The 24,499-nt window shown below is 64.5% G+C and carries 28 protein-coding genes; 12 read left to right on the top strand and 16 right to left on the bottom strand.

Translation table 11 applies throughout. The features are described 5' to 3' along the window. Window positions 1–44 precede the first annotated feature (44 nt). Complete coding sequence (locus CAG31_RS21735) at window positions 45–1,169, top strand: GNAT family N-acetyltransferase (RefSeq protein ID WP_085585017.1); 1,125 nt, start codon at window positions 45–47, stop codon at window positions 1,167–1,169. A gap of 81 nt (window positions 1,170–1,250) precedes the next feature. Here the strand turns inward: CAG31_RS21735 and aqpZ are convergent, their stop codons facing one another. The 5 genes from aqpZ to CAG31_RS21710 all read right to left on the bottom strand — a co-directional run bounded on the left by aqpZ (window position 1,251) and on the right by CAG31_RS21710 (window position 6,483). After that, window positions 1,251–1,946 (bottom strand): aquaporin Z, encoded by a 696-nt coding sequence (gene aqpZ / locus CAG31_RS21730; protein WP_085585015.1) that lies wholly within the window; start codon window positions 1,944–1,946, stop codon window positions 1,251–1,253. Between the two features lie 307 nt (window positions 1,947–2,253). Beyond that, a complete protein-coding gene (locus CAG31_RS21725; protein ID WP_085585013.1) occupies window positions 2,254–4,086 on the bottom strand; it encodes an ABC transporter ATP-binding protein in 1,833 nt (610 codons plus the stop codon). An 88-nt stretch (window positions 4,087–4,174) separates the two neighbouring features. Further along, window positions 4,175–4,738 carry a peptidylprolyl isomerase gene (locus CAG31_RS21720; RefSeq protein ID WP_085585010.1) on the bottom strand — a complete coding sequence of 188 codons (564 nt, stop codon included), beginning with the start codon at window positions 4,736–4,738 and terminating at the stop codon, window positions 4,175–4,177. A gap of 3 nt (window positions 4,739–4,741) precedes the next feature. Next, window positions 4,742–5,545 carry an alpha/beta fold hydrolase gene (locus tag CAG31_RS21715; protein ID WP_085585008.1) on the bottom strand — a complete coding sequence of 268 codons (804 nt, stop codon included), beginning with the start codon at window positions 5,543–5,545 and terminating at the stop codon, window positions 4,742–4,744. A gap of 14 nt (window positions 5,546–5,559) precedes the next feature. Further along, a complete protein-coding gene (locus CAG31_RS21710) occupies window positions 5,560–6,483 on the bottom strand; it encodes a LysR family transcriptional regulator (RefSeq protein ID WP_085585006.1) in 924 nt (307 codons plus the stop codon). A gap of 49 nt (window positions 6,484–6,532) precedes the next feature. Between CAG31_RS21710 and CAG31_RS21705 the strand changes: the two genes are divergently transcribed. The 3 genes from CAG31_RS21705 to CAG31_RS21695 all read left to right on the top strand — a co-directional run bounded on the left by CAG31_RS21705 (window position 6,533) and on the right by CAG31_RS21695 (window position 9,013). Further along, window positions 6,533–6,847, top strand: coding sequence for a 3-phosphoglycerate kinase (locus CAG31_RS21705; RefSeq protein ID WP_085585004.1), 315 nt, complete (start codon window positions 6,533–6,535; stop codon window positions 6,845–6,847). A 183-nt stretch (window positions 6,848–7,030) separates the two neighbouring features. Then, window positions 7,031–7,630: an FMN-dependent NADH-azoreductase gene (locus CAG31_RS21700; RefSeq protein ID WP_085585002.1), complete on the top strand. Its 600-nt coding sequence runs from the start codon at window positions 7,031–7,033 to the stop codon at window positions 7,628–7,630. Window positions 7,631–8,146: 516 nt separating this feature from the next. Next, window positions 8,147–9,013 (top strand): carboxylate/amino acid/amine transporter, encoded by an 867-nt coding sequence (locus CAG31_RS21695; protein WP_085585000.1) that lies wholly within the window; start codon window positions 8,147–8,149, stop codon window positions 9,011–9,013. A 107-nt stretch (window positions 9,014–9,120) separates the two neighbouring features. Here CAG31_RS21695 and CAG31_RS21690 read toward each other — a convergent pair whose 3' ends face one another. Then, a complete protein-coding gene (locus CAG31_RS21690) occupies window positions 9,121–10,416 on the bottom strand; it encodes a mechanosensitive ion channel family protein (protein ID WP_085584997.1) in 1,296 nt (431 codons plus the stop codon). A gap of 190 nt (window positions 10,417–10,606) precedes the next feature. Here CAG31_RS21690 and CAG31_RS21685 point away from each other — a divergent pair, with 190 nt between their 5' ends. After that, window positions 10,607–11,944, top strand: a complete 1,338-nt coding sequence (locus CAG31_RS21685; RefSeq protein ID WP_085585253.1) for a DEAD/DEAH box helicase — start codon at window positions 10,607–10,609, stop codon at window positions 11,942–11,944. A 63-nt stretch (window positions 11,945–12,007) separates the two neighbouring features. On the opposite strand, the gene CAG31_RS21680 is transcribed toward CAG31_RS21685, so the two are convergent. The 3 genes from CAG31_RS21680 to CAG31_RS21670 form a co-directional block, all read right to left on the bottom strand. Next, window positions 12,008–12,607 carry a hypothetical protein gene (locus CAG31_RS21680; RefSeq protein ID WP_085584995.1) on the bottom strand — a complete coding sequence of 200 codons (600 nt, stop codon included), beginning with the start codon at window positions 12,605–12,607 and terminating at the stop codon, window positions 12,008–12,010. A gap of 12 nt (window positions 12,608–12,619) precedes the next feature. Next, window positions 12,620–13,201, bottom strand: a complete 582-nt coding sequence (locus tag CAG31_RS21675; protein ID WP_085584993.1) for a C39 family peptidase — start codon at window positions 13,199–13,201, stop codon at window positions 12,620–12,622. A gap of 247 nt (window positions 13,202–13,448) precedes the next feature. Further along, window positions 13,449–13,724 (bottom strand): hypothetical protein, encoded by a 276-nt coding sequence (locus CAG31_RS21670; protein ID WP_085584991.1) that lies wholly within the window; start codon window positions 13,722–13,724, stop codon window positions 13,449–13,451. Between the two features lie 155 nt (window positions 13,725–13,879). Between CAG31_RS21670 and CAG31_RS21665 the strand changes: the two genes are divergently transcribed. Then, window positions 13,880–14,308, top strand: a complete 429-nt coding sequence (locus tag CAG31_RS21665; RefSeq protein ID WP_085584989.1) for an Sbal_3080 family lipoprotein — start codon at window positions 13,880–13,882, stop codon at window positions 14,306–14,308. Next, window positions 14,305–14,736 (top strand): DUF2846 domain-containing protein, encoded by a 432-nt coding sequence (locus tag CAG31_RS21660; RefSeq protein WP_256575482.1) that lies wholly within the window; start codon window positions 14,305–14,307, stop codon window positions 14,734–14,736. Before CAG31_RS21665 ends, CAG31_RS21660 begins: the two co-directional genes overlap by 4 nt. 106 nt (window positions 14,737–14,842) lie before the next feature. Here the strand turns inward: CAG31_RS21660 and CAG31_RS21655 are convergent, their stop codons facing one another. Continuing rightward, window positions 14,843–15,577 (bottom strand): thioredoxin family protein, encoded by a 735-nt coding sequence (locus CAG31_RS21655; RefSeq protein WP_085584987.1) that lies wholly within the window; start codon window positions 15,575–15,577, stop codon window positions 14,843–14,845. A gap of 175 nt (window positions 15,578–15,752) precedes the next feature. Here CAG31_RS21655 and CAG31_RS21650 point away from each other — a divergent pair, with 175 nt between their 5' ends. Further along, window positions 15,753–16,145, top strand: a complete 393-nt coding sequence (locus CAG31_RS21650; RefSeq protein WP_085584985.1) for a transcriptional regulator — start codon at window positions 15,753–15,755, stop codon at window positions 16,143–16,145. Window positions 16,146–16,602: 457 nt separating this feature from the next. Here CAG31_RS21650 and CAG31_RS21645 read toward each other — a convergent pair whose 3' ends face one another. From CAG31_RS21645 to CAG31_RS21635, 3 genes are all read right to left on the bottom strand, one after another. Then, the gene (locus CAG31_RS21645; RefSeq protein ID WP_085584983.1) at window positions 16,603–17,472 is read right to left on the bottom strand and encodes a DUF6279 family lipoprotein; all 870 of its coding nucleotides are present in this window, start codon (window positions 17,470–17,472) and stop codon (window positions 16,603–16,605) included. Between the two features lie 68 nt (window positions 17,473–17,540). Further along, window positions 17,541–18,257, bottom strand: a complete 717-nt coding sequence (locus CAG31_RS21640) for a TorF family putative porin (RefSeq protein WP_085584981.1) — start codon at window positions 18,255–18,257, stop codon at window positions 17,541–17,543. A gap of 196 nt (window positions 18,258–18,453) precedes the next feature. Next, complete coding sequence (locus CAG31_RS21635) at window positions 18,454–18,642, bottom strand: hypothetical protein (RefSeq protein WP_170929956.1); 189 nt, start codon at window positions 18,640–18,642, stop codon at window positions 18,454–18,456. Between the two features lie 325 nt (window positions 18,643–18,967). Here CAG31_RS21635 and CAG31_RS21630 point away from each other — a divergent pair, with 325 nt between their 5' ends. Next, window positions 18,968–19,804 carry a S1 RNA-binding domain-containing protein gene (locus CAG31_RS21630; protein WP_085584977.1) on the top strand — a complete coding sequence of 279 codons (837 nt, stop codon included), beginning with the start codon at window positions 18,968–18,970 and terminating at the stop codon, window positions 19,802–19,804. Window positions 19,805–19,967: 163 nt separating this feature from the next. Beyond that, on the top strand, window positions 19,968–20,900 hold the full coding sequence (locus tag CAG31_RS21625) for a DMT family transporter (protein ID WP_085584975.1): 933 nt from the start codon (window positions 19,968–19,970) through the stop codon (window positions 20,898–20,900). Here CAG31_RS21625 and CAG31_RS21620 read toward each other — a convergent pair. Further along, window positions 20,845–22,026 (bottom strand): MFS transporter, encoded by a 1,182-nt coding sequence (locus CAG31_RS21620; protein WP_085584973.1) that lies wholly within the window; start codon window positions 22,024–22,026, stop codon window positions 20,845–20,847. The two genes, CAG31_RS21625 and CAG31_RS21620, sit on opposite strands and share 56 nt — an antisense overlap. A gap of 103 nt (window positions 22,027–22,129) precedes the next feature. Here CAG31_RS21620 and CAG31_RS21615 point away from each other — a divergent pair, with 103 nt between their 5' ends. Then, window positions 22,130–23,023 carry a LysR family transcriptional regulator gene (locus CAG31_RS21615; protein WP_085584971.1) on the top strand — a complete coding sequence of 298 codons (894 nt, stop codon included), beginning with the start codon at window positions 22,130–22,132 and terminating at the stop codon, window positions 23,021–23,023. Window positions 23,024–23,165: 142 nt separating this feature from the next. Beyond that, window positions 23,166–23,294 carry a PA1414 family protein gene (locus tag CAG31_RS28770; RefSeq protein WP_003184145.1) on the top strand — a complete coding sequence of 43 codons (129 nt, stop codon included), beginning with the start codon at window positions 23,166–23,168 and terminating at the stop codon, window positions 23,292–23,294. 164 nt (window positions 23,295–23,458) lie between these two features. On the opposite strand, the gene CAG31_RS21610 is transcribed toward CAG31_RS28770, so the two are convergent. Further along, window positions 23,459–23,707 (bottom strand): phosphopantetheine-containing protein, encoded by a 249-nt coding sequence (locus CAG31_RS21610; RefSeq protein WP_085584969.1) that lies wholly within the window; start codon window positions 23,705–23,707, stop codon window positions 23,459–23,461. Between the two features lie 43 nt (window positions 23,708–23,750). Further along, on the bottom strand, window positions 23,751–24,476 hold the full coding sequence (locus CAG31_RS21605) for an MBL fold metallo-hydrolase (RefSeq protein ID WP_085584967.1): 726 nt from the start codon (window positions 24,474–24,476) through the stop codon (window positions 23,751–23,753). Window positions 24,477–24,499: the final 23 nt, after the last annotated feature.

Here is a 24,499-nt window from a genome sequence, read left to right as displayed (position 1 = left end):
CGGCGATACTCGGCAGGCTGTCATGCCCCGAACCGGAGAGGAAAATGCCGCTGCAACGCCTGCACGAACTGTCGCAAATCGCATCCGCCGACTGGGATGCGCTGGTGCCGGAAAACCAGCCGTTCCTGCGCCACGGTTTCCTCGCTGCGCTGGAGGACAGCGGCAGCGTCGGCGCGCACACGGGCTGGCAGGCGGAGCATCTGCTGCACGTCGAAGGCGACCGGCTGATCGCGGCGCTGCCTGCCTACCGCAAGTGGCATTCCTACGGCGAATACGTGTTCGACCACGGCTGGGCCGATGCCTGCACCCGGGCTGGCATCGACTACTACCCCAAGCTGCTGGTGGCCGTGCCGTTCAGCCCGGTCAGCGGCCCGCGGCTGTTGGCGGCGTCGGTCGAGGATGGCTTCGAACTGCTCAAGAGCCTGCCGGGCTACCTGGAGATCGAAGGCCTCTCCAGCGCCCACATCAATTTCACCGACCCGTTCACCGACGCGGCCATGGCCGAACAGCCGGGCTGGCTGCAGCGCATCGGCTGCCAGTACCACTGGCAGAACCGCGGCTACCGGGATTTCCAGGACTTTCTCGACGGGCTCAGTTCGCGCAAGCGCAAGCAGATGCGCAAGGAGCGCGAGCAGGTGGCGGGGCAGGGCTTCAGCTTCCAATGGCTGGACGGGCACGAACTGGACGAGGCGCAATGGGATTTCGTCTACGCCTGCTACGCCAACACCTACGCCGTGCGGCGGCAAACGCCGTACCTGACCCGGGCGTTCTTCAGCCTGTTGGCCGAACGCATGCCCGAGGCCATCCGCGTGGTGCTGGCCAAACAGGGTTCAAGGCCGGTGGCGATGGCCTTCAGCCTGGTCGGGGGCGACAGCTTCTATGGCCGTTACTGGGGTTGCCTGGCGGAGTTCGACCGCCTGCATTTCGAAACGTGTTTCTACCAGGGCATGGACTACGCCATCGCCGAGGGCTTTCAGCGCTTCGACGCCGGCGCCCAGGGCGAGCACAAGCTGATCCGCGGATTCGAACCGGTGATCACCCGCTCCTGGCACTACCTGCGCCACCCCGGCCTGAAGGCGGCCGTGAAGGACTTCCTGCACCAGGAGCGCGCCGGGGTGTTGGCCTATGCCGAAGAGGCGCGGGCCGCCTTGCCCTACCGCCAGGCCTAGCTCCCACAGTACTGAACGAAAGGCATCACTGTGGGAGCCAGCCTGCTGGCGATGGCGTCAGCCAAGGCAGCAGGGCAGAGGCTATGTGTCTTCGCTGCCCAGCCAACGGTAGAGCCCGCCGCCGACCACCGCCCCCAGCAGCGGCGCCACCCAGAACATCCACAGCTGCGCGATGGCCCAGCCGCCCACCATCAGCGCCGGCCCCGTGCTGCGGGCCGGGTTCACCGAAGTGTTGGTGACCGGAATCGAGATCAGGTGGATCAGGGTCAGGGCCAGGCCGATGGCGATCGGCGCCAGGCCCGCCGGGGCACGCCGGTCGGTGGCGCCGAGGATGACCACCACGAACAGGGCGGTCATCACCAGTTCGGTGACGAACCCGGCGGCCATCGAGTACTTGCCGGGAGAATGCTCGCCGTAGCCGTTGGAGGCCAGGCCGCCGGCGATGTCGAAGCCTTCCTTGCCGCTGGCGATCCAGGCGATCAGGGCTGCCGCGATGATGGCGCCGATCACCTGGGCGACGATGTAGGCGGGCAGTTCCTTGGCCGGGAACCGGCCGCCGACGGTCAGTCCCACCGACACGGCCGGGTTGAGATGGCAGCCACTGATGTGGCCGATGGCGAACGCCATGGTCAGCACCGTCAGGCCGAAGGCCAGGGCCACCCCCAGCACGCCGATGCCCGTGGGCGAGGACGCGGCGATCACCGCGCTGCCGCAACCGCCCAGAACCAGCCAGAACGTACCTAACAACTCCGTGACCGAACGTTTGAACAGAGACATGGGAATGTCCTTGATAGACGTGCTATCGAAACTGAAACGGGTTGTGAGTCCTTGCAGATTTACGACAGGTTCCACGCCGGAGCCTTGGCTCAGTACAGCAGGGTTTGCGCGGATTTCCAGCGGGCGTGAAAAAACCGGCAGGCCCCGTGGTTGGCGGGCTCTGCCGGTTTTTGGCGGGGCGGAATCAAGCGATTCCCTGTGGGGGCGAGCCTGCTCGCGATGGCGGTGTGTCTGACAGCAATGAGGGTGACTGACACACCCTCATCGCGAGCAGGCTTCCTCCCACGGAACCGCAGGGCTGGCGCGGTCAGTCGATGCCGACGAACCCGCCGGTCTGATGGCGCCACAGCCGCGCATACAGGCCGCCATGGGCCAGCAGTTCGGCATGGCTGCCGCTTTCGGCGATCCTGCCGTTCTCCAGCACCACCAGCCGGTCCATCCGGGCGATGGTCGAGAGGCGGTGGGCGATGGCGATCACGGTCTTGCCCTGCATCAGGGTCTCCAGGCTTTCCTGGATCGCCGCCTCGACTTCCGAATCCAGTGCCGAGGTCGCTTCGTCCATGATCAGGATCGGCGCGTCCTTGAGCAGGACGCGGGCGATCGCGATGCGCTGGCGCTGGCCGCCGGACAGCTTGACGCCGCGCTCGCCGACATGGGCGTCGAACCCGGTGCGTCCCTCGGCGTCGGACAGCAGCGGAATGAACTCGTCGGCCCGGGCCTTGTGCACGGCTTCCCAGAGCTCTTCGTCAGTGGCGTCGGGCTTGCCGTAGAGCAGGTTGTCGCGGATCGAGCGGTGCAGCAGCGACGTGTCCTGGGTGATCATGCCGATCCGTGCGCGCAGGCTTTCCTGGCCGACTTCGGCGATGTTCTGGCCGTCGATCAGGATGCGCCCGGCCTCGACGTCGTACAGGCGCAGCAGCAGGTTGACCAGTGTCGACTTGCCCGCGCCGGACGGCCCGATCAGGCCGATCTTCTCGCCGGGCCGGATGGTCAGGTTGAGGTCGCCGATGATGCTTTTCTTCTTGCCGTAGTGGAAATCCACATGCTCGAAGCGCACTTCGCCACGGGCCACGTCCAGCGGCTTGGCCTGGGCCTGGTCGGTGACGCTGACCGGCTGCGCGATGGTCTGCAGGCCGTCCTGCACCATGCCGATGTTTTCGAAGATGCCGGTGACCACCCACATGATCCACCCGGACATGTTGACGATGCGGATCACAAGGCCGGTGGCCAGGGCGATCGCGCCGACCGTGATCAGCGACTGCGTCCACAGCCACAGGGCCAGCGCCGTGGTGCCGACGATCAGCAGGCCGTTCATGGTGGTGATGGCCACGTCCATGCTGGTGACCACGCGGCCGGCCAGCTGGGCTTTTTCGGTCTGCTCCTGGATGGCTTCGCGGGCGTAGTGCTGCTCGAAGTTGGTGTGGGCGAACAGCTTGAGGGTGGCGATGTTGGTGTAGCCGTCGACGATCCGTCCCATCAGCTTGGAGCGCGCGTCGGAGGCCGCCACCGCGCGGTCCTTGACCCTTGGCACGAAGTAGTAGAGCGCGCCGATGTAGGCGGCGATCCACGTCAGCAGCGGGATCATCAGGCGCCAGTCGGCCTCGGCGAACAGCACCAGCGAACTGATCGCGTAGATCACCACGTGCCACAGCGCGTCCACCGCCTGCACGGCGGAGTCGCGCAGCGAGTTGCCGGTCTGCATGATGCGCTGGGCGATGCGGCCGGCGAAGTCGTTCTGGAAGAAGTTCAGGCTCTGCTTGAGCACGTAGCTGTGGTTCTGCCAGCGGATCAGGCTGGTCATGCTCGGGCTCAGGGTCTGGTGCACCAGCATGTCGTGCAGGGCCAGGAACAGCGGGCGCAGGAGCAGCGCCACCACGGCCATCCAGGCCAGCTCAGCGCCGTGGATCTTGAAGAAGTCGACGTTCGGCGTGCCTTGGGCAAGGTCGATGATGCGGCTCAGGTAACTGAACAGCGCCACTTCGATCAGTGCGCCGAACAGGCCGATGATCAGCAGGGCGGCGAAGCTCGGCCAGACCTGCTTCAGGTAATAGGTGTAGAAGGGCAGGACGCGGTTCGGCGGGGCCGCCGTGGGGGCGTCGCGGAAGATGTCGATCAGTTGTTCGAAACGGCGATAGAGCATTGGATAACTCGCCCGGCGTGCGGGCTCTCCTTTTATCGGTGTGAGCGGCGCGCCGTCGGTGGCGGCCGCTCGTCATGCCCTGTACAGCTTAGTCGATGCGCTTGGCCGACTTGATGATCACAGGGTCGACCGGCACGTTCTGCATGCCTTGCTTGGTGGTGGTGCGGGAGTTGACGATGATGTCGACCACGTCCATGCCCTTGACCACTTTGGCGAACACGGCATAGCCGGCGTCGCGGCCCGGATCGAGGAAGGCGTTGTCGGCCACGTTGATGAAGAACTGGCTGGTGGCCGAGTTCGGGTCGGAGGTGCGCGCCATCGACAGGGTGCCGCGCACGTTGTGCAGGCCGTTGCTCGCCTCGTTCTTGATCGGGGCCTTGGTGTCCTTCTGCTGCATCTGCGGGGTGAAGCCGCCGCCCTGGGCCATGAAGCCCGGGATCACGCGGTGGAAGATGGTGTTGGTGTAGAAGCCGCTGTCGACGTACTCAAGGAAGTTCTTGGTGGTGACCGGCGCCTTGACCGGATCCAGCTCGATCTCGATCTGGCCGTTGGAGGTGTCCAGCAGCACGTGCGGCGCCTTGGCCGGGGTGGCCGCCATCAGGTTGGCGGCGAACAGCACGGAGCCGGCGGCGAGGGCGATTTTTTTCAGCATGGGTCAGAGGTCCTGAGGGTGGTTGTCGGCTGCGGCGAGGAACGCCAGCAGCGTTTGATTGAAGCGTTCGGGCTGATCGAGCGGGGTGGCGTGGCGCGAATCGGCGATCACGGCCAGCTGCGCGTCGGGCAGCAGTTTCACATAGGATTCTTTCAGCGAGACGGGGGTGTAGTCCCGGTCGGCGCTGACGACGAGGGTTGGACAGGTGACCTTCGACAGTCGTTCCTGAACGCCCCAGCCGACGATGGCATCGAAGCTGGCGAGATAAGCACGTTTGTCGTTCCTTGCCCAGCGTTCGGCCATCTTCTGTCGCAATTGCGCCTGCTCAGGCTTGGGGAACAGTTTGGCGCCCAGGGCCTTGCCGATGGTGGCCAGGCTCAGCACGCGCATCAGGCTCCAGCGCTTGAACCACTGCCAATAGTCGTTGCGGCTGCGCAGTTTGACCTGCGGGGCGCTGTTGACGATGGTCAGGCTTTTGAGCCGTTGCGGCTGGTCGACGGCGAACTGGAAGCCGATCATCCCGCCCATGGACAGGCCGACGTAGTGCACCGTCTCCAGGTTCAGGTGCTCGATGAGCGCCAGCAGGTCGGCGCTGAAGCCGGCGATGCTGTAGCGCTCCCGGGGTTTGTCCGAGCGGCCGTGGCCGCGCACGTCCGGGACGATCACCCGGTAGTGCGCCGACAGCACCGGGATCTGCATTTCCCAGTCCAGGGTGCTGGAACCGAGCCCGTGAACCAGCAGCAACGGCGTGCCGTGGCCGTATTCCTCGTAGTGCAGGTTGCAGCCTTCATGCTCGAAATAGGCCATCGGGGGACTCCGTGTCAGGCTTGTTCGGGAGCGGCGAACGGCGCGTCCAGCGGCAACGTGTCGAAGGTGCGCAGCAGTTCGACGAGAATCTGCGAAGCCGGGCCCAGCGGCTTTTCCTTGTTCGAATACAGATAGAAGCTCGGATTGCGGCTGCCGCCCTTGTCCAACGGTAGCAGCTTGAGCACGCCTTCCTTCAGTTCCCGTTCGATCATGTGCCGCGGCAGCCAGGCGAAGCCCAGCCCGCTGCCGACGAACGTCGCGGCGGTGGCCAGGCTGCCGACGGTCCAGCGCTGTTCGGCGCCGAGCCAGCCGACGTCCCGTGGCTGCTGGCGGCCGGAGTCGCGGATCACCACCTGCATCTGGCTTTCCAGGTCCTGGAAACTCAGTTCACGGTTGAGGCGGTGCAGCGCATGTTCCGGGTGCGCGACGGCGACGAACTCGACGTCGCTCAATTCCGTGCCCAGGTAGCCGGGAATGCTGAAGCCGGTGATGGCCAGGTCGGCCACGCCTTCGAGCAGCACTTCTTCCACGCCCGACAGCACCTCCTCGCGCAGGCGCACACGGCAGCCGCGGCTTTGCGGCATGAACGCCGTCAGTGCGCGGACCAGGCGGGCGGTGGGGTAGGCGGCGTCCACCACCAGGCGCACTTCTGCCTCCCAGCCTTGCTCCATGTGATGGGCGAGGTCTTCCAGTTGGCTGGCCTGCTTGACCAGTTGCCGCGAACGGCGCAGCAGCACGCCGCCGGCCTCGGTGAGCACGGCCTTGCGCCCGTCGATGCGCAGCAGCGGCACGCCGAGCTGGTCCTGCATGCGCGCGACGGTGTAGCTCACCGACGACTGCGAACGGTGCAGGGCCTCGGCGGCCTGGGCGAATCCGCCGTGGTCGACCACGGCCTGCAACGTGCGCCATTGATCAAGGGTCACGCGGGGCGCTTTCATCGATAGCTCCTCTTGTCCTAAGCTGGCCGTCCCCATTGGAGACTGCCGAATGAAAAAATTCTGTTGTGTGTTGCTGGCGCTGCTGCCGCTGACGGCGTTTGCGTACCCGATCGAGGTGGAAAAGAACCTCAACGGCCTGAAGATCGACTACAACACCTTCGACACCGACAACGACATCGGCTCCATTCAGGTGAACAACTACGGCGACGTCGACGCGGCCTGCAAGGTGCGCTTTATCAACGGCCCGGAAGCGCCGCGCACCCGCAACATCGACGTGGCCGCCGGCAAGCACAAGAACGCCACGGCCAAGTTCAACCGCACCATCATCAAGCTGCGCATCAATTTGAGCTGCACCCCGAAGTAACGCCGGTTCTTCTTTGCGGGAGCTTCCCTGAAGGAAGTTCCCCTGAGAAAGCTCCCCCTTGCGGGAGCTTATAAACGAATTTATCGATGCATTACAGCAGATATTTGCGCTTTTTCATCGATGCGGCACTGCTTAAGCTTCACTCCATCGACTTACAACATTCTCGGATGGAGGCTACACACCATGTCCCGCGTTCTGATCATCGAAAGCAGTGCCCGCCAGCAAGACTCGGTTTCCCGTCAACTGACCCAGACCTTCATCAACCAGTGGAAATCCGCGCACCCCAACGATCAGATCACCGTGCGCGACCTCGCCGTGAACCCGGTGCCGCACCTGGACAGCAACCTGCTGGGCGGCTGGATGAAACCCGCCGATCAGCGCAGTGACAGCGAACAGGCTTCGCTGGAGCGCTCGAACGCGCTGACCGACGAACTGCTGGCCGCCGACGTGCTGGTGATGGCTGCGCCGATGTACAACTTCGCGATCCCGAGCACCCTCAAGGCTTGGCTCGACCACGTGCTGCGCGCCGGCGTGACCTTCAAATACACCGAAACCGGCCCCCAAGGCCTGCTCAGCGGCAAGCGCGCCTTCGTCCTGACCGCCCGCGGCGGCGTCTACGCCGGCGGCCCTGCCGACCACCAGGAACCGTACCTGCGTCAGGTGATGGGCTTTATCGGCATCCACGACGTGACCTTCATCCACGCCGAAGGCATGAACCTGGGCGGCGACTTCCAGGAGAAGGGCCTGAACCAGGCCAACGCCAAACTGGCCCAGGTCGCCTGAGCCGTTAATCGCCGGATAATCCCCGGATGGTCTATTGATCCGGCGCAACCCTTCAAGGCTCCACGCGCATCGAACCTCCCTTTGCACTTGTGCTCCTGAGTGCTGTAGCCCGATTGAACGCTTTAGCGAGATCGGGCTTTTTTTTGCCTGCGGTTTTTGCGCTGCGCGGGCAGACGCCATCGCCAGCAGGCTGGCTCCTACCGGGAATCTCTGCTGAATGCAGCCTCTGTTTTCACCACAGAAACCTGTGGGTGCTTACCTGCAAGCGATGAGGCCGGCACAGTCGACATCCCTGCTGCCTGACCCACCGCCATCGCTGGCAAGCCAGCTCCCACAGGTATCGCCGGTGTCCGCAAGATCCCGGAACACCACAAACCTGTGGGAGATTGCCTGCAAGCGATGAGGCCGGAGCAGACGCCATCATCAGCAGGTTCCCACAAGGTTTTGTGCGGATTCGGGATTCGCGGCCCGGGGCAAAAACCGCTATCGTCGCCGCCATCCGAAATCGAGGCGAGCATGGGCTATCTACTTTTTGTCACGCTGATCCAGGCGTTTTCCTTCAATCTGATCGGCGAATACCTGGCCGGTCATGTCGACAGCTACTTCGCAGTGCTGGTGCGGGTGCTGCTGGCCGGGCTGGTGTTCATCCCGCTGACCCGCTGGCGTTCGGTGGCGCCGGCGTTCATGCGCGGCATGCTGCTGATCGGCGCGCTGCAGTTCGGCATCACCTACGTGTGCCTGTACCTGAGCTTTCGCGTGCTGACGGTGCCGGAGGTGCTGCTGTTCACCATCCTCACGCCGCTGCACGTGACCCTGATCGAAGACGCCCTGAACCGGCGCTTCAACCCTTGGGCGCTGATCGCGGCGCTGGTGGCGGTGGCCGGTGCGGCGGTGATCCGCTTCGACCGGATCAACCCGGACTTCTTCATGGGCTTTTTGCTGCTGCAACTGGCCAACTTCACCTATGCCGCCGGCCAGGTGCTGTACAAGCACCTGGTGGCGAAACACCCCAGCGACCTGCCGCACTATCGGCGCTTCGGCTTCTTCTACTTAGGCGCGCTGGCGGTGGTGTTGCCGGCGTTCCTGCTGTTCGGCAAAGCCGACTTCCTGCCCGAAGCGCCGCTGCAATGGGGCGTGCTGGTGTTCCTGGGCCTGGTCGCGACCGCGCTGGGGCTGTACTGGTGGAACAAGGGCGCCTGCCTGGTCAACGGCGGCACCCTGGCGGTGATGAACAACCTGCATGTGCCGGTGGGGTTGCTGCTGAACCTGCTGATCTGGAACCGGCACGAGGACCTGGGCCGCCTGTTCTTCGGTGGCGCGGTGATCCTGGGGGCGGTGTGGATCAGCCGGTTGGGCGTGCGCAGGCCGCTGGTCGCGCACTGACGTTTCCTGTGGGAGCGAGCCTGCTCGCGATGGCGGACGGTCAGGCGATGAGGGGCTGACCGACAGGCTGCAATCGCGAGCAGGCTCGCTCCCGCCCGTGTAAGGGGTCACATCACGTGCTTGTCGGCCTCGGGAAGGCTGGCCGAACCCAGCACCGCCGGCAGCAACCCCGCCCGCAGATCCCCGCCGCTCGGCTGCTGGTACAGGCTCAACCCGAACTCCGGCATCACCGCCAGCAGGTAATCGAAAATGTCCCCCTGGATCCGCTCGTAGTCGGCCCACACGGTGGTGCGGGTGAAGCAGTAGATCTCCAGCGGAATGCCGTGGGCGGTGGTCTGCATCTGGCGCACCATGCAGGTCATGTTCGGCTGCACCTCGGCATGGCTCTTTAGGTAGGCCAGCGCGTAGGCGCGGAAGGTGCCGATGTTGGTCATGCGCCGGCGGTTGGCCGACATCGCGACGTTGCCCTGGGCTTCGTTCCAGGCCTTGAGCTCGGCCTTCTTGCGGGTCATGTAGTCGGTCAGCAGGTGCACCTGGGCCAGCTTCGCCTCTTCGTCGTCACGGATGAAGCGCACGCCGCTGGCGTCGATGAACAGGCTGCGCTTGATCCGCCGTCCGCCGGACTGCTGCATGCCGCGCCAGTTGCGGAACGATTCGGACATCAACCTCCAGGTCGGGATCGAGACGATGGTCTTGTCGAAGTTCTGCACCTTGACCGTGTGCAGGGTGATGTCCACCACATCGCCGTCGGCGCCGACCTGGGGCATTTCGATCCAGTCGCCGACCCGCAGCATGTCGTTGCTGGTCAGTTGCACGCTGGCCACGAACGACAGCAGGGTGTCCTTGTAGACCAACAGGATCACCGCCGACATCGCACCCAGACCGGACAGCAGCAACAGCGGCGAACGGTCGATCAGGGTGGCGACGATGATGATCGCGCCGAACACGTACAAGACCATTTTCGCCAGTTGCACATAGCCCTTGATCGAGCGGGTGCGGGCGTGTTCGGTGCGCGCGTAGATGTCCAGCAGCGCGTTGAGCAGGGCGCTGACCGCCAGCATCAGGAACAGGATGGTGAACGCCAGGGCGACGTTGCCCAGGAACACCGTCGCGGCCTTGCTCAGTTCCGGTACCAGGTGCAGGCCGAACTGGATCACCAGCGACGGTGTCATCTGGGCCAGGCGCTGGAACACCTTGTTGTGGCGGAAATCGTTGATCCAGTGCAGCGCCGGCTGGCGCCCGAGCATGCGGCTGGCGTGCAGGATCAGGTAGCGCGCCACCCGGCCTAGCACCAGAGCGATCACCAGCAGCAGCACCAGGGCCAGGCCGGCGTGCAGGATCGGGTGCTGTTCGAGGGTGCCGAAGAGGTCTTGGGCGTTGAGCCAGAGCTGTTTGAAATCCATGGGCGGGGCGATTCTTCTGTAGGACGCGAGGGACGATTAGAGCATTCAAGACGCTGTGTATTACCGTTGGAGACAAATCAGGCAACAAAAAAGCCACTGTTTGCCACCGTTTGTACAAAGAAACTCGGCCTGAGCGCTCGAAACCGGTAACCTATGCAGCTGTTTTTTGCCCATCTTCGAGGTCGCCCCCGTGTTTTCCCAATTCGCCCTGCACGAACGTTTGCTCAAAGCCGTGGACGAGCTGAAATTTGTCGAGCCAACGCCTGTGCAAGCCGCGGCCATTCCGCTGGCGCTCCAGGGGCGTGACCTGCGGGTGACGGCGCAGACCGGCAGCGGCAAGACCGCCGCGTTCGTCCTGCCGATCCTCAACCGCCTGATCGGCCCGGCCAAGATCCGCGTCAGCATCAAGACCGTGATCCTGCTGCCGACCCGCGAACTGGCCCAGCAGACGCTGAAGGAAGTCGAGCGCTTCTCGCAGTTCACCTTCATCAAGTCCGGCCTGATCACCGGCGGCGAAGACTTCAAGGTGCAGGCCGCGATGCTGCGCAAGGTGCCGGACATCCTGATCGGCACCCCGGGTCGCCTGATCGAGCACCTGAACGCCGGCAACCTGGACCTCAAGGAAATCGAAGTGCTGGTGCTGGACGAGGCCGACCGCATGCTCGACATGGGCTTTGCCGACGACGTGCAGCGCCTGGTCAACGAATGCCCCGAGCAGCGCCAGACCCTGCTGTTCTCCGCCACCACCGGCGGTTCGGGCCTGCGCGAGATGGTCGCCAAGGTGCTGAAGAACCCTGAGCACCTGCAGCTCAACGCGGTCAGCCAACTGAACGAAACCACCCGTCAGCAGATCATCACCGCCGACCACAACCAGCATAAAGAGCAGATCGTCAACTGGCTGCTGGCAAACGAGACCTACGCCAAGGCCATCATCTTCACCAACACCCGGGTCATGGCCGACCGCATCTACGGCCGCCTCGTCGCCCAAGACTACAAAGCGTTCGTGCTGCACGGCGAGAAGGACCAGAAGGACCGCAAACTGGCGATCGACCGCCTCAAGCAGGGCAGCGTCAAGATCCTGGTGGCCACCGACGTGGCGGCCCGTGGCCTGGACGTCGACGGCCTGGACCTGGTGATCAACTTCGACATGCCGCGCAGCGGCGACGAATACGTGCACCGCATCGGCCGCACCGGCCGCGCCGGCGCCGAAGGCCTGGCGATCTCGCTGATCTGCCACGGCGACTGGAACCTGATGTCGAGCATCGAGCGCTACCTCAAGCAGAGCTTCGAGCGCCGCACCATCAAGGAAGTCAAAGGCACCTACGCAGGTCCGAAAAAGGTCAAGGCGTCGGGCAAGGCCGCCGGCACCAAGAAGAAAAAGACCGACGGCAAGGGCGACAAGAAAAAAGCCGCCGCCAAGGCGCCGAACAAGCGCAAGATCGTCAACCGGCCGAAGTCGGATTCGCTGGTGAGCAGCGACGGTCTGGCCCCGCTCAAGCGCCGCAAGCCAGCGCCTGCGGCTGAGTGAGCCACCGCGCACAGCCAACGAAAAACCCGGACAGCGTCCGGGTTTTTTTATGCCCGCCGCGGGTCAGCCTCCCAACAGCCCGGTGGTGTCCGCATCATAGTGCTGCCGCGCCTGATCGGCCGCGGGCTTGAGCCGCGCCAGCAGGGCGGCGGCGTCGTACACCTGGGCGGTCGCCAGGGTTTTGGGCGTCGGCGCGATCGGGATCAGCACGTCCTCACCGCTGCCGTGCAGCCAGATCGCCACAACGCTCAGGGCCGACACGAACAGCACCCGCAGTTCGACGGTCTTGCCCTGCAACTGCGCAGACTGCTCCGCCAGTTTCAACGCATCGACCGTGGCGGCCGCCAGGTTGCCGTGGTTCAGCGACGCGAACTCGGCATGGCCGCGCACGTCGGCCAACTGCGCATCGGCAATCGATACGCCGTCGGCGAACACCAGGTAATGCCAGTTGCCGAGCCTGGCGTCCTTCAGTCCCTTGCCTTGGCTCAGATCCTCCAGGCTCAGCGAGTAGCCGCGATAGGCCTCGCTGAGGCTGATCTGGCCCGCCGCGGCATTGGCGAACTGGCGGTTGACGCCGAAACCCTGGGTCTGCAACGCGGCCTGCAAGGCCGGGCGCAGGGTCTGCACGCCGTTGGAAGGCGCTTTCGGATAAGTCAGTTGCATGTCGAGGCCCTCCTAGTTTTTGGCCGTGAAGTAAGTGTGGGTCCAGTTGCCGCCGCCGTTGTAGGAACCGGGGAACGTGTTCAGCGCGCGGGTCGAGTAGCCGTAGATGGAATCCGCGACCAGCACATAGTTGCCGTTGGTGCCGTAGATCGTCAGGAAATGCGCACCGCCGCCGTACCAGGCGCAGCGCAGGCACACGGGACGGCCCATGTTGATCTGGTTCTGGATGGCCGCCATCTGCAGCGAGCCCTGGTTCATGCCGTTGTAGCTGCGGGTGATCCGCAGTGCCGTGTCCAGGTAGCCGTAGATGTTGCACGGCCCCGGCTGGTTGCAGCAGTTGCGGTCCAGCGCGGTGCTGGCCACGGCGCACTGGGTCCAGGAACCGGTGCCGTAGTAGTTGCCGACCGACGCGGACGCGGCGGCCCAGCACCAGTTGGTCTGGGTCTGCTGCTGCACGGTGAAGTTCAGGCTGGCGGCGAGCGGTGCCGCGAGGGCCGCCGCTTCGACCTCCTCCAGCTGCGGGTCGAGCAGACGGCCGGCCAGGCACCTTGGCAGTGCGTCGGCGTGGCGTGATGGGGTTTCTGTGTTCAACATCGTTCAATCCTCCATGAGTGAAGACAAGCCTCCGGCTTGCGTAGGCGTTGCGTTGTCGCAGAGCCCTCCGGCGCACGAGAGGTGCCATGTCCGATGGCAGGTTCCGGTGACGGGCTCAACGTAACCATAGGATGGATATGCGTTAATGCAAGAAAATAATTGCATTTATGCAAATTCGAGGGCTGCGGACGACGACCGGCTGCCGTGTCCGAAGGGGCGCGAGGTGTTTGCAGGCGACGACGGCGGGTCAGCCCTCAGCCTTTTTCTCGGCGGTGTTCAGTTCCTTCAGGCGTTGATCGATCAACTGGCACTTGTCCGGCAGGTCGGCGCTGGCGGTGCCCAGGTCCATCTTCTGCAACTCGTCGTTGATTTCCTTGGCCTTGGCCGGGTTCTGTTCGGTGAGCCGGGTGACTTGGCGGGCCAGCTCTTCGCGTTTGGCGGTGGCTTCTTCAGGGGTGCAGGCCCAGGCGGGCAGGGCGCAGGCGAGGGTGGCGGCGAGGGTCAGTTTGAGCAGGGTTTTCATCGGTCAGGCCTCACGTGGCGGTCAAGGCGGGTTAACCGGTTGAGGCGCCGTCGATGCTGAAAGTTCATTCGCATCGGCCGCCGATTGACCGTCATCGGGGCTTCACCTAGCATGCGCCACTATTTTGATATCTTTCGCGATCCAAAGGACTGCACATGCTGCATAGAGTCGTCACGGCAGGGCTGCTGCTGGCGCTGACCGGTTGCACCAACATCAAGGTCGAGCCGGTCGCGCCTCAATACAAGATCACGAAACTGTGCATCGAAGAGAACCCGCAAGTGGTGGTGGGCGATTTCGTCGCCGGGATGCAGAACCTGCTGCGCCGCCATTCGATCGAGAGTCAGCTCTACGCCGCGCCCGTTCCGGCCAGTTGCGAATACCGCATGAGCTACACCGCGATCCGTTCGTGGGACTTGTCCATGTACCTGTCAGATGCCAGCGTCCGGCTCTACAAGGGCGACCAACAGATCGGCTTCGCCCATTACTACCTGACCAATCAAGGTGGTTTCGACCTGTCGAAACTCGCCACCGTGGAAGAAAAGATGGGGCCGGTGCTCAATCAACTGCTGGGGCAAAACCAATGAACGGCTTCATCAAAGGTCTTTCGGCACTGCTGCTGATGACGGTGTTGACCGCTTGCGGCCACAACAAACCTTCAAAGCCTTATTTCGACCCGCCCCAGCCGCCCCAAGGCAAGGCGCTGGTCTACATGATGCGCACCCAGGTCCTGCAAGGCAGCCTGTACGACAGCGTGTTCAGCATCAACGACAGCGCCGTCGTCGCCCTCAACGACCGCAACTACTCCTGGGTATACGTGAGCCCGGGCCTGCACAAGGTTTCTGCCGGCCAGCAACCGAACCCACGCAATGTGCGCCTGACCTTGCCGGTCGAAGCGGGCAAGGAGTACTTCGTCGAATACACGCAAGAGCGCTCGATGGAATTCATCCGGGTGCGCAAGGCTGAAGAAGGCAAAGCCATGGTGCGTGGTTATGGGTATTTGCCGGTCGAGTGATGCGGCGGCTTAGTGGAGCAGTGGTCAAGTGATTGCTCTACCGCCCCCCAAACCGAAGAGCTTCATGGGCACAACGGGGAAGCCCTCTCCCCGTTCGCGCTCCTGTTCATTCACCGTGGCAGCACGCCGATTTCGCCCCACCCTCATAGCGGTCATGATGCCGCACCCAGTCCATGATCTCGTCCTCATTCCTGCCCTTGGGCGTGAGGTCGTGAAAGTTGTAGGCGCCCACCAACAGGTCCAGGCCCCGCGCATACGTGGAATAGGTATGGAAGATCGCGCCGGCCTCATCCCGGTAGAACACGCTCAGCCCCGGCATTTCTTCCTCGGCGCTGTCGGTCTTTTCGTAGTTGTAGGTGGCCTTGCCGGCGTCGGCGTCTTCGCTCCGGGCGCAAACGCCGAAGTCGTAGTTGAAATCGGAACCGTCTGACGACACCCAATCGAATCTCCAGCCCATCCGCCGCTTGAAGGCCTGGAACTCGGCGAACGGTGCGTGGGACACCGCCACCAGGGCGATGTCGTGATGGGCCAGGTGCAGGTCGGCGCCGTCGAAGTGGTCGGCCAGGAACGAGCAGCCCTGGCAGCCTTCTTCCCAGCCCTTGGCGAACATGAAGTGGTAGACGATCAGTTGGCTGTGCTCACCGAACAGATCGGCCAGCCTCAGTTCGCCGTCGGGGCCGTGGAAGCGGTAGTCCTTGTCGACCTTCACCCAGGGCAGGGCGCGGCGTTGGGCGCTGAGGCGGTCGCGTTCGCGGGTGAAGGCCTTTTCGTCGGCCAGGTGTCGTTGGCGGGCGGCGAGCCATTCTTCGCGCGACACCACCGGATGATTCTGCACATTCATGATGATTTCTCCTGCGGGGGTTGAAACCGTCTGTCTCAGACTAGTCGTTCACTCAGGGGGGAATTCGACAGACCGCCGGTCGGTCGGCGCCGTGAATCCGGCTGAACGGCACCGGACGCCTCCGGTCACACCTTTTGAGAGCGTTTTCACTGACGCACACCGGAGGTTGAATCGGATGACGACTTACAACTGGGATTTGATCGAGCGCTTGCTGCACGAAGCGCAGAACAGCGCCGGCCACAGCTTCACGCCACGGCCCTACGCCGAGCAGCACGCGGCGGAGAAGGCCGCCGCCGGTGAGCCGATAGACAACCTGGATCACCTGAAGACCCTGGCCTGCGAGTACGAAAAACTGCTGCTATTGCGCGGCTACATCGAGCCCCGGCCGGAAGAGGAAGGCGGCACCGGGGAGAACTTCATCCTGACCCCGCGCGGCGCGAGCCTGCTGAGCCTGATCGACAGCAGCATCCCCGGCAACGACCACCCTCGGCAGGTGCTGGACGAGCAGGAAGATGCGCTGGACGAGCGGACGTTCGACGGGGTGGCCTCCAAGGCGCAGATTGCCTGAGCCTTTCGCCAGCGTATTGCGGTGGCCTCACTGACGCCATCGCCCGCAGGCTGGCTCCTACAGGTATCGCCGGTGTCCGCAGGATCCCTGTACACCACACAAACCTGTGGTTGGGCTCAGGACCGGCGGCCACCTCAAACCACTGTGGGAGCTGGCTTGCCAGCGATTGGGCCATCACAGCCGACCTCTCCGGTGGCTGACAGGCCGCCATCGCCAGCAAGCTGGCTCCCACAGGTCTCGCGGATGGACTCAGAACCGGCGGCCACCCCAAACCACTGTGGGAGCTGGCTTGCCAGCGATTGGGCCATCACAGCCGACCTCTCCGGTGGCTGACAGGCCGCCATCGCCAGCAGGCTGGCTCCCACAGGTCTCGCGGATGGACTCAGGACCGGCGGCCACCCCAAACCACTGTGGGAGCCAGCCTGCTGGCGATGGCGCCCGCCCAGGCACCGCTGGCCTAGCTGCTTTGGGCAGCTTTCAGGCATTTGAGGTCGTTGAAGTCCTTGCGCACGCCCTCGATCTTCTTCAACAGCCGCTGACGCTGCTGCGGCGTGCTCTCGGCCATGAGGTCGACGATCAGCGAACGGGCCTGGGCCTCCGTGTTGGCGTAGGCCGTGCGGTAGTCCGGCGTCCATAAGCTCTCGCGGTTGACCAGAAGCGTCTCGATCCTTTGTGGGAACCCGGGGCTCTGCCGCTGCGCCACCGCCGCGCTGAACTGCTTTTGCCAGTGGGCACGGTTGGCGATCCACTGGGTGTTCTGGTCGCCCAGCGCCGTAGACCAGGCCATTACCCGTCGTTCTTGCGTCACGCTCAGGGGCCCGAGCCAGTCGTTCAGGCGCTTGTCCATGCGGGCGCCGCGTTCGGCGATCTGTTGGTTGAGCGGCGGCTTGAGGTATTCCTGCTCGCGTTTGCGCAGATCCTTGGCGAACGCGTCGTTCATCTCGGCGACCTGCCGGTCGTCCAGCCCTTGCAGCAGTTCGACGGCCGACGGGGTGATCTGCCGGGCGGTCTCGGCGATGGCCTGCTTGGCTTCCGCCGTGCGGGCCTGAAGGGCGTCGTCGGTGACCTGGTTGCGCTCGACCATCGTTTGCAGGCGGTCCAGCCAGTCGAGGTAACCCGGCAACTGCGTGGTGCAGTGCCAGCTCAGGTGCGCCTTGAGGCGCTCGTTGAACCAGCCTTTCTGCTCGCCGTTCATGTCCAGGTAGTCGCTGAGCGTCCACGGAATGATCACGTCGAGGTTGCGGTAGGCCAGGCCGATGCGGCTGCAGGCGCCGAGGGCGAGGATGAAGGCCAACAGGACAAAGAGGTGCTTGAACCGGCGAGACATGGGCGAATCCTTGCGAAAGCCAGTCTGATGTTCATGTGAACGCAGCATGGCCCCGCCGGTTCAGCCGATCAATAGAACGCGCGCTCGGCCTTTAGCGTGACCAGCCCGTCGCATTGGCTGTTGTGGCCGGAGTAGGCTGAGCAGTCGCTGCCGCCGAGGCTGGAGTTGCTGTAGATCAGGTTCAGGTCGATGCCCATGAACGGGCGGGAGAACTTCAGCGACCAGTCGCTGAAGGCGCTGACATAACCGCCGTCCACCGACACCGGCGTGTTCAGCCGGTGGCGGGTGTACTTCATGCTGATGCCGATGCCGAACGGCTGGTTGCCGCCGAAGTCGGCGAACAGAGTGTTGTTGCGCTTGTCCGGATCGTCACTGAAGGCCAGGCCGAAACGGCTGCCGAGCAGGGTCAGGCCGCCGAACAGTTCCTGGCTGTCGGGCGTGTCGACGCGGGGATAGCTGTAGCGGATCGTGCCGACTTCGTAGCCCAGGGTCTGGTCGAAGGGTTGCTTGAAGCCCAGGTAAGAATCGACTTCCAGGTCTTTGCCCGGCGTGATGCCCATGCTGGGCGACCATTGGCCGAAGTAGAAGCCGCTGTCGTGGCTCAGGTCGAGGCCGCCGTGGAAGGCGCCGACCGCCGAAGGCTTGACCAGGCCTTGGGCCATGCTGCGGCTGGGGCTGGTGCCGAGCTTGAGGTCGAAGTCGCCGAGTTCGCGCTGGAAGATCTGCGCAACGGCGCCGGGGCAGGCCAGCAGGCCGACAAGCAATAAACAGAAGGGTTTGAACATGCGTCACTCCTTGAACAGCGAGGGCAGGGCGGTAGGACCTGCTGAAACGCTTTATCCAGACGCGTGCAAGGATACCGGCGAATGATCGGCGCCGGGGGCCGTTCGTCGATTGTCGGTGAGGGATTAAACGCGAGAGAGGTGCAGCGAGGGGCCGGTCCAGACGCTTCGAAGCTCAAAGCGCCTGTGGACGGAGGGGTTACTTCTTGCCCAGGCTGATCTGCCGGGAAGGGGCGTAGGTCTGGCCGCTGACGCCTTTGGCGATCTGCTGGATCTCGCCGCCGGACTTGAGGAACGCGGCGATCTGGTCGTTCAGCGATTCGCTGGTTTCAACGGCTGGAGCGGGCTTGGCTTTGCTGGCGGAGGCTTTGACACGCATGGCGGGCATTGACCTGTAAAAGTGGCTCGGCCGGCCAGACTACCGTAATTCCCCGACAAAATCTGGGTGAATGTCCAGGGCAAAGACCAACCTGAAAAGTCGGATATTGTCGCCCGTAGGTTGAAACGACCCGCTAACCTCCTGTTTTGAATCAGAACGCAGGCGGGCACGGAGGCAAGCGCAGCATGCAGCAGGCCCTTTCGACAATCGGACGAACGGCACCGTTGAAAGGAAGCCCAAGCCATGGGCGAATCTGCCTCGCCGGCCGTTCGTGCCGTCAACGCACCGGACAAAACCGGGTAGAATGCCGCCCACGCAAGTGAGGGTATTGGAAATGGCTTTAGTCGGGCGTTACAACAGTTTGCAAGTGGTCAAGCACACCAGCTTCGGCCTGTACCTGGACGGCGGCGCCGACGGCGAGATTCTCTTGCCCAACCGCTACGTCCCCAAGGATGTGCCCAGCGAAGATGAAGACTGGCTCAACGTGTTCGTCTATCTGGACAGCGAAGACAAACTGCTCGCCACCACCGAGAAACCGAAAATTCAGGTCGGCGAGTTCGCCAGCCTCAAGGTGGTCGAGATCAACAGCATCGGCGTGTTCCTCGATTGGGGCCTGCCCAAGGACCTGCTGCTGCCGTACTCCGAGGAAAAGCGCCAGTTGAGCGCCGGCGACTACTGCGTGGTGCATGCGTACCTCGACAAGCGCACCCGCCGCATCACCGCCACCGCGCGGCTGGACCGCTACCTGGACAAGACCCCGGCCACCTACGCGCCTGGGCAAGAGGTCGATCTGCTGGTCGTCGAGTCCACCGACATGGGCTACAAGGCGATCATCAACAACAAGCATTGGGGCCTGATCCACAAGAACGAGATCTTCAAGTACATGCGCTCGGGCATGCGCGAGAAGGGCTTCATCAAGGAAATGCGCGCCGACGGCAAGATCAGCCTCAGCCTGCAACCGGTCGGCCAGGAAGCGGCGGGCAGCCTGAACGCGAAGATCCTCGCCAAGCTGCGCGAAAGCAACGGCACCCTGGCGGTGAGCGACAAGAGCGATCCGGTGCTGATCAGCAGCCTGTTCGGCGTCAGCAAGGGCAACTTCAAGAAGGCCATCGGGGCGTTGTACAAGAACGGCCAGATCGTCATCCATGCCGACCGCATCGAGCTGACCTGAGTTTTACCGCTGTCTGTGCTGCCCGAACCGGCCTCGTTCCCTGTGGGAGCGAGCCTGCTCGCGATGGACGGCGCAGCCGTCATCCATTTGCCCCGGATCCGTCCGGGGCTTTATTTTCAGCGTTGGGGAAATCTGCCATGACCTGTGTGTTCGAGGTGTCGCGATGAGCGCCGAGCGGCGCAACGCCGACGGTTTCGCCCTGCAAGTGATGATCGGCCTGTGCCTGGTCTGGGGCGTGCAGCAGGTGATGATCAAGTGGGCGGCGGCCGACATCGCGCCGGTGATGCAGGCGGCCGGTCGGTCGGGGATCTCGGCGTTGCTGGTGGGCCTGCTGATCTGCGTCAAGGGCGGCTGGGACCAGGTGGGCGCGACCTGGCGCGGCGGCCTGCTGGCCGGTGCCTTGTTCGGCCTCGAGTTCTTCTTCATCGCCGAGGGGCTGCAACTGACCACGGCGGCGCACATGTCGGTGTTCCTCTACACCGCGCCGATCTTCACGGCGCTGGGCGTGCATTTCCTGCTGCCCGGCGAGCGTCTGCGCGCGGTGCAGTGGTTGGGCATCTGCCTGGCGTTCGTCGGCATCGCCATCGCCTTCGCCGGCGGGGTGTCGTGGGACAACCTCGACCGGCGCATGCTGTTGGGCGATGCCCTGGGCGTGCTGGCCGGCGCCTGCTGGGGCGCGACCACGGTGGTGGTGCGCGCCTCGCGCCTGTCCGAGGCGCCGGTGACGCTGACCCTGTTCTATCAGCTGATCGTCGGTTTCCTCGGCCTGCTGGCGATTGCGCTGTTCAGCGGCCAGATCACCCATGTCAGCCTCACCGGCGTGGCGGTGGCCAGCGTGCTGTTCCAGGGCGTGGTGGTGTCGTTCTTCAGCTACCTGATCTGGTTCTGGCTGCTGCGGCGCTACCTGGCGGCCAACCTGGCGGTGTTTTCGTTCATGACGCCGCTGTTCGGCGTCACGTTCGGCGTGTTGCTGCTGGGCGAGAAGCTGAGCCTGAACTTCATCGCCGGCGCGGTGCTGGTGCTGCTCGGCATCACCTTCGTCAGCGCCGAGCAGTGGGTGCGCCGGCGCCTGCGCAAAGCTCTGGGTCAGCCCTGAGCGGTTGCAGGGCCAGGCCGCCGGCGACCAGCAGGCCGCTGCCGGCGAGCACCAGCGCCGGTTGCAGGCCGCCGCCGAAATGGCTGCTCAGCGCCGCCAGCAACGGGCCGCTGAGCTGACCGACCGCGAAGCACGCGGTCAGCAGCCCGGCGTTGCGCTGGGTGGCGTGGGGCGCCAGCTCCCGCGAGCGCTGCATCACCAGTTGCATGCAGGCCAGGAACGGCGTGCCGCACAGGATCACCCCCAGCGCCAGCCCGGCGCCGCTGCCCAACAGACAGGCGAACACCCCGGCCGCCTGCAGCCACAGGGTGGCCAGCAGCCAATGGCGGGTGGTGCCCCCATCGGGCTTGCGCAGGCTCACCAGCACGACGCCGAGGGCCGACGCCAGGCCGAAGCAGGGCCAGAACAGATCCGCCTGCCATTGCCCGTGGAACTGCGCGTTGGCCATCTGCGACAGGAACGTGGCCGGAATGATGTAACCCACCCCGTACAGTGCGTACACCGCGGCCAGCCGGGCGATGCCGCGGGTCGGCGCGCCGCTGGCCTCGGGGGCTGCGGCCGCCGGAACGGCCGGTTGCGGCAGGATCCGCACGATGCCCAGCAGCATCGCCAGCGCCACGGCGGCGTAGATCAGCCACAAGGTGGCGGACGTCTGGTTCAACAGGTGTGAGGCCAGCGCCAGCAGGCCTGTCAGAAAAATCCCCAATCCCGGCCCGGCAAACACCACCGCGCCCAGCCGTGGGCGACCGGCGGCCAACGCCAGCGGCTGGCTCAAGGCCGTGATCATCACCAGCACCCAGGCGCTGGCCACGCCGGTGCCGAAGCGCAGGATCAGGTGCGACCAGAACCCGTCGGCCCAGAACGAGGCCAGGGTCAGCAGCACGCACAGCCACAGGCCGCCGTGCAAGCGGCCGCGCACCTGCTCCGGCCGACGGGAAAACATCGCATCCACCGCGCCCAGCAGGTAGCCGAGGTAATTGGCGGCGGCGATCAGGCCGGCGGCGGTCAGGTCGACCTGGCCTTCGCTGAGCAGGTGCGGCATTTGCGGGGTGAGGGCGAAACGCCCGATGCCCATGGCCATCATCAGGGCGACAAAACTGGCGAGAAGGCGAATCAGCGGTGACATGGTCGCAGTTCCAGGAAGGTTCGATGACCGTCAGGCTAGGACTGATTGACTTTCTTTAAAATTGAATAATAGTGAGTAACTTGTTCTGTTACGGAGAATACTCGTGGAATTCAGCCAACTGCGGATCTTTCAGGCGGTGGCCGAGGAAGGTTCGATCACCCGCGCCGCCGAACGCCTGCACCGGGTGCCGTCCAACCTGTCGACCCGGCTTAAACAGCTGGAGGAGCAGTTGGGCGTCGAACTGTTCGTCCGCGAGCGTCAGCGTTTACAGCTGTCGCCTGCGGGAAAAGTCCTGCTGGACTACGCCGGCAAGCTGTTCGCCCTGCGTGACCAGGCCAGCGCGGCGGTGATGGGCGGGCAGCCGGCGGGGGACTTCGTGCTGGGCACGCTGTACAGCACGGCGGCGATCCATCTGCCGGCGCTGCTGGCCCGCTATCACAAGCGCTATCCGGCGGTGAACCTGCAAGTGCAGTCCGGGCCCAGCGGTGAGCTGCTCGAAGGACTGCTCACCGGTCGGCTCGACGCGGCGCTGGTGGACGGCCCGCCGCAGCTGGCGGGCATCGACGGCGTGCCGCTGTGCAACGAGCGGCTGGTGCTGATCAGCGAGGCCGAGCACCCGCCGGTGCGCAGCGCCAAGGATGTCGAGGGGCGCGCGGTGTTCACCTTTCGCCATGGCTGCGCCTACCGTGCGCGGCTGGAATCCTGGTTTGCCCACTACCACGCGGCCATGGGCCGGGCGATGGAGATCGAGTCGTATCAGGGCATGCTGGCCTGCGTGATCGCCGGCAGCGGGGTGGCGCTGATGTCCGAGTCGATGCTCGCCAGCCTGCCGGGGCGCGAAGGCGTGGCGGTGCACCCGCTGGCCGAGCCGTTCGCCAGCGCGACGACGTGGCTGATGTGGCGCAGAGGGATGGTCGGCGCCAACCTCAATGCCTGGATCGAACAGCAGCGGGCGCTCTATCCCGTGGCCGGTGAAGACACGCGGGAAACGGCTTGAGCGAACGGTCAGGGATTTCGTCCGATTCAGTAACAGATCATTGCGGATTTCACTGCGCATTGCGTAGGACTTCAGACTATTATCAGTGCGAAGCGGCCTCAGAATTCCGGCCGCTCGGCACCACCCTGAAGGGGGCATGACGATGAAAGAGAAAATTCAGAACTGGCTGCACGATTTGGGTGTTGCCCTCGGCTTGATCGAACCGCCTCTGCAACCCGTACCGATCCGCACCGACGACGAACAGCGCCGGCGTCAGCCGCGTCGCCGGTAACCAAGGCGCAATCCTGTGGCGAGGGCGCCTGCTCCCGCCTACGGCTCAGCCGCCACCCATCACAGGGCCGCTTGGCGGCCCGGCGGGAGCAAGCGCCCTCGCCACACAGACCTGCTCTTCGACTCAGCCGGTCTCGTCCTCAAGCACGTATCAGACAACCGTTCTCAATGCCGGCTGATTTCCATCAGGAACCGACTCAAGTCATTCGCCGTTTTCGCGCGCCTGAGCATTCGGTCTTCCTCCGCGGTGAACGCCGTCAGTCCGAATTCATCTTCCAGATGAAAGATCAGATCTTCGATGTCCGCTTTCTCCAGCCCCAATTGCGCCAGGCTGGTGTTGTCGTCGAATTCGCGGTTCTCCAGCAGGCGAAAGATGAATCGGTGCACGGCGGCGCGCACGGCGGCTCTGTTCATGGCAGTCATTCGAAGGTGTCGACCTGATGGAGTACAGCAGGCTTCACCCGTGCCGGCGCAGCCACTGGTCAATCATTCCCCGCAGATGCTCCCCGGAGAAGCTGCCGAAGTGCCCGCCATGCACCGTGCGCACCGGCAGGCCGTGCAGGCGCCGCAGGCTGGCGGCGTAGTCGTCGAGGTCGGAGTGGTAGGCGTCTTCGATCAGCGGGCCGTCGTAGATGATGTCGCCGCTGAACAGGGTTTGGGTCGCCGCTTCGTACAGGCTGATCCCGCCCGGCGAATGCCCCGGCGTGTGCAGCACCTGCAGCGTGCGGTCGCCCAGGTCCAGCACGTCGCCGTCCTCGACGAAGCCGGTGGCCGGCGCTGCCTTGACCCGGTACTCGGCATAGCACAGCGGGCAGTCCGGGTGGGCCTCGAACATGTCGTCGCCGACGAAGGCGCGGCTCAGGTCGTTGTCGCCGTCCGGCGCCGCCAGGATGTCGGCCTCGGCCGGATGCACCAGCCGCTCGGCGAATTCGTGGTGGCCGGCGATGTGGTCGAAGTGGCAATGGCTGGCCACCGCCACCAGCGGCCGCTCGGTGAGCCAGGGCAGTTGTTCGCGCAGGCTGACCAGCCCCGAGCCGCTGTCGAGCAGCAGGTCCTTGTCGCGGCCTTGGATGTGCCACAGGTTGCAGCGGTAGAACGGCCGGATGTACGGCTCGTGGATCAGGCGGATGCCGTCGCCCAGGGACTGGACTTCGAACCACCGGTCGCGGCTGACGATCTTCATCAATCATTTTCTCCAGACGAAAA

The organism is Pseudomonas sp. R25(2017) (assembly GCF_002112565.1).
Lineage (GTDB): Bacteria > Pseudomonadota > Gammaproteobacteria > Pseudomonadales > Pseudomonadaceae > Aquipseudomonas > Aquipseudomonas ekonensis.
This window is presented reverse-complemented; position numbering and strand designations above follow the sequence as displayed.

Coding starts and splice junctions, on each gene's coding strand:
- CAG31_RS21725 (WP_085585013.1), bottom strand. CDS start 4,086: ATGCTCTATCGCCGTTTCGAACAACTGATCGACATCTTCCGCGACGCC.
- CAG31_RS21625 (WP_085584975.1), top strand. CDS start 19,968: ATGAGCGCCGAGCGGCGCAACGCCGACGGTTTCGCCCTGCAAGTGATG.
- CAG31_RS28770 (WP_003184145.1), top strand. CDS start 23,166: ATGAAAGAGAAAATTCAGAACTGGCTGCACGATTTGGGTGTTGCCCTC.
- CAG31_RS21680 (WP_085584995.1), bottom strand. CDS start 12,607: ATGCAACTGACTTATCCGAAAGCGCCTTCCAACGGCGTGCAGACCCTG.
- CAG31_RS21695 (WP_085585000.1), top strand. CDS start 8,147: ATGGGCTATCTACTTTTTGTCACGCTGATCCAGGCGTTTTCCTTCAAT.
- CAG31_RS21690 (WP_085584997.1), bottom strand. CDS start 10,416: ATGGATTTCAAACAGCTCTGGCTCAACGCCCAAGACCTCTTCGGCACC.
- CAG31_RS21715 (WP_085585008.1), bottom strand. CDS start 5,545: ATGGCCTATTTCGAGCATGAAGGCTGCAACCTGCACTACGAGGAATAC.
- CAG31_RS21640 (WP_085584981.1), bottom strand. CDS start 18,257: ATGTTCAAACCCTTCTGTTTATTGCTTGTCGGCCTGCTGGCCTGCCCC.
- CAG31_RS21645 (WP_085584983.1), bottom strand. CDS start 17,472: ATGTCTCGCCGGTTCAAGCACCTCTTTGTCCTGTTGGCCTTCATCCTC.
- CAG31_RS21650 (WP_085584985.1), top strand. CDS start 15,753: ATGACGACTTACAACTGGGATTTGATCGAGCGCTTGCTGCACGAAGCG.
- CAG31_RS21720 (WP_085585010.1), bottom strand. CDS start 4,738: ATGCTGAAAAAAATCGCCCTCGCCGCCGGCTCCGTGCTGTTCGCCGCC.
- CAG31_RS21675 (WP_085584993.1), bottom strand. CDS start 13,201: ATGTTGAACACAGAAACCCCATCACGCCACGCCGACGCACTGCCAAGG.
- aqpZ (WP_085585015.1), bottom strand. CDS start 1,946: ATGTCTCTGTTCAAACGTTCGGTCACGGAGTTGTTAGGTACGTTCTGG.
- CAG31_RS21735 (WP_085585017.1), top strand. CDS start 45: ATGCCGCTGCAACGCCTGCACGAACTGTCGCAAATCGCATCCGCCGAC.
- CAG31_RS21660 (WP_256575482.1), top strand. CDS start 14,305: ATGAACGGCTTCATCAAAGGTCTTTCGGCACTGCTGCTGATGACGGTG.
- CAG31_RS21630 (WP_085584977.1), top strand. CDS start 18,968: ATGGCTTTAGTCGGGCGTTACAACAGTTTGCAAGTGGTCAAGCACACC.
- CAG31_RS21635 (WP_170929956.1), bottom strand. CDS start 18,642: ATGCCCGCCATGCGTGTCAAAGCCTCCGCCAGCAAAGCCAAGCCCGCT.
- CAG31_RS21700 (WP_085585002.1), top strand. CDS start 7,031: ATGTCCCGCGTTCTGATCATCGAAAGCAGTGCCCGCCAGCAAGACTCG.
- CAG31_RS21620 (WP_085584973.1), bottom strand. CDS start 22,026: ATGTCACCGCTGATTCGCCTTCTCGCCAGTTTTGTCGCCCTGATGATG.
- CAG31_RS21655 (WP_085584987.1), bottom strand. CDS start 15,577: ATGAATGTGCAGAATCATCCGGTGGTGTCGCGCGAAGAATGGCTCGCC.
- CAG31_RS21670 (WP_085584991.1), bottom strand. CDS start 13,724: ATGAAAACCCTGCTCAAACTGACCCTCGCCGCCACCCTCGCCTGCGCC.
- CAG31_RS21610 (WP_085584969.1), bottom strand. CDS start 23,707: ATGAACAGAGCCGCCGTGCGCGCCGCCGTGCACCGATTCATCTTTCGC.
- CAG31_RS21605 (WP_085584967.1), bottom strand. CDS start 24,476: ATGAAGATCGTCAGCCGCGACCGGTGGTTCGAAGTCCAGTCCCTGGGC.
- CAG31_RS21665 (WP_085584989.1), top strand. CDS start 13,880: ATGCTGCATAGAGTCGTCACGGCAGGGCTGCTGCTGGCGCTGACCGGT.
- CAG31_RS21705 (WP_085585004.1), top strand. CDS start 6,533: ATGAAAAAATTCTGTTGTGTGTTGCTGGCGCTGCTGCCGCTGACGGCG.
- CAG31_RS21710 (WP_085585006.1), bottom strand. CDS start 6,483: ATGAAAGCGCCCCGCGTGACCCTTGATCAATGGCGCACGTTGCAGGCC.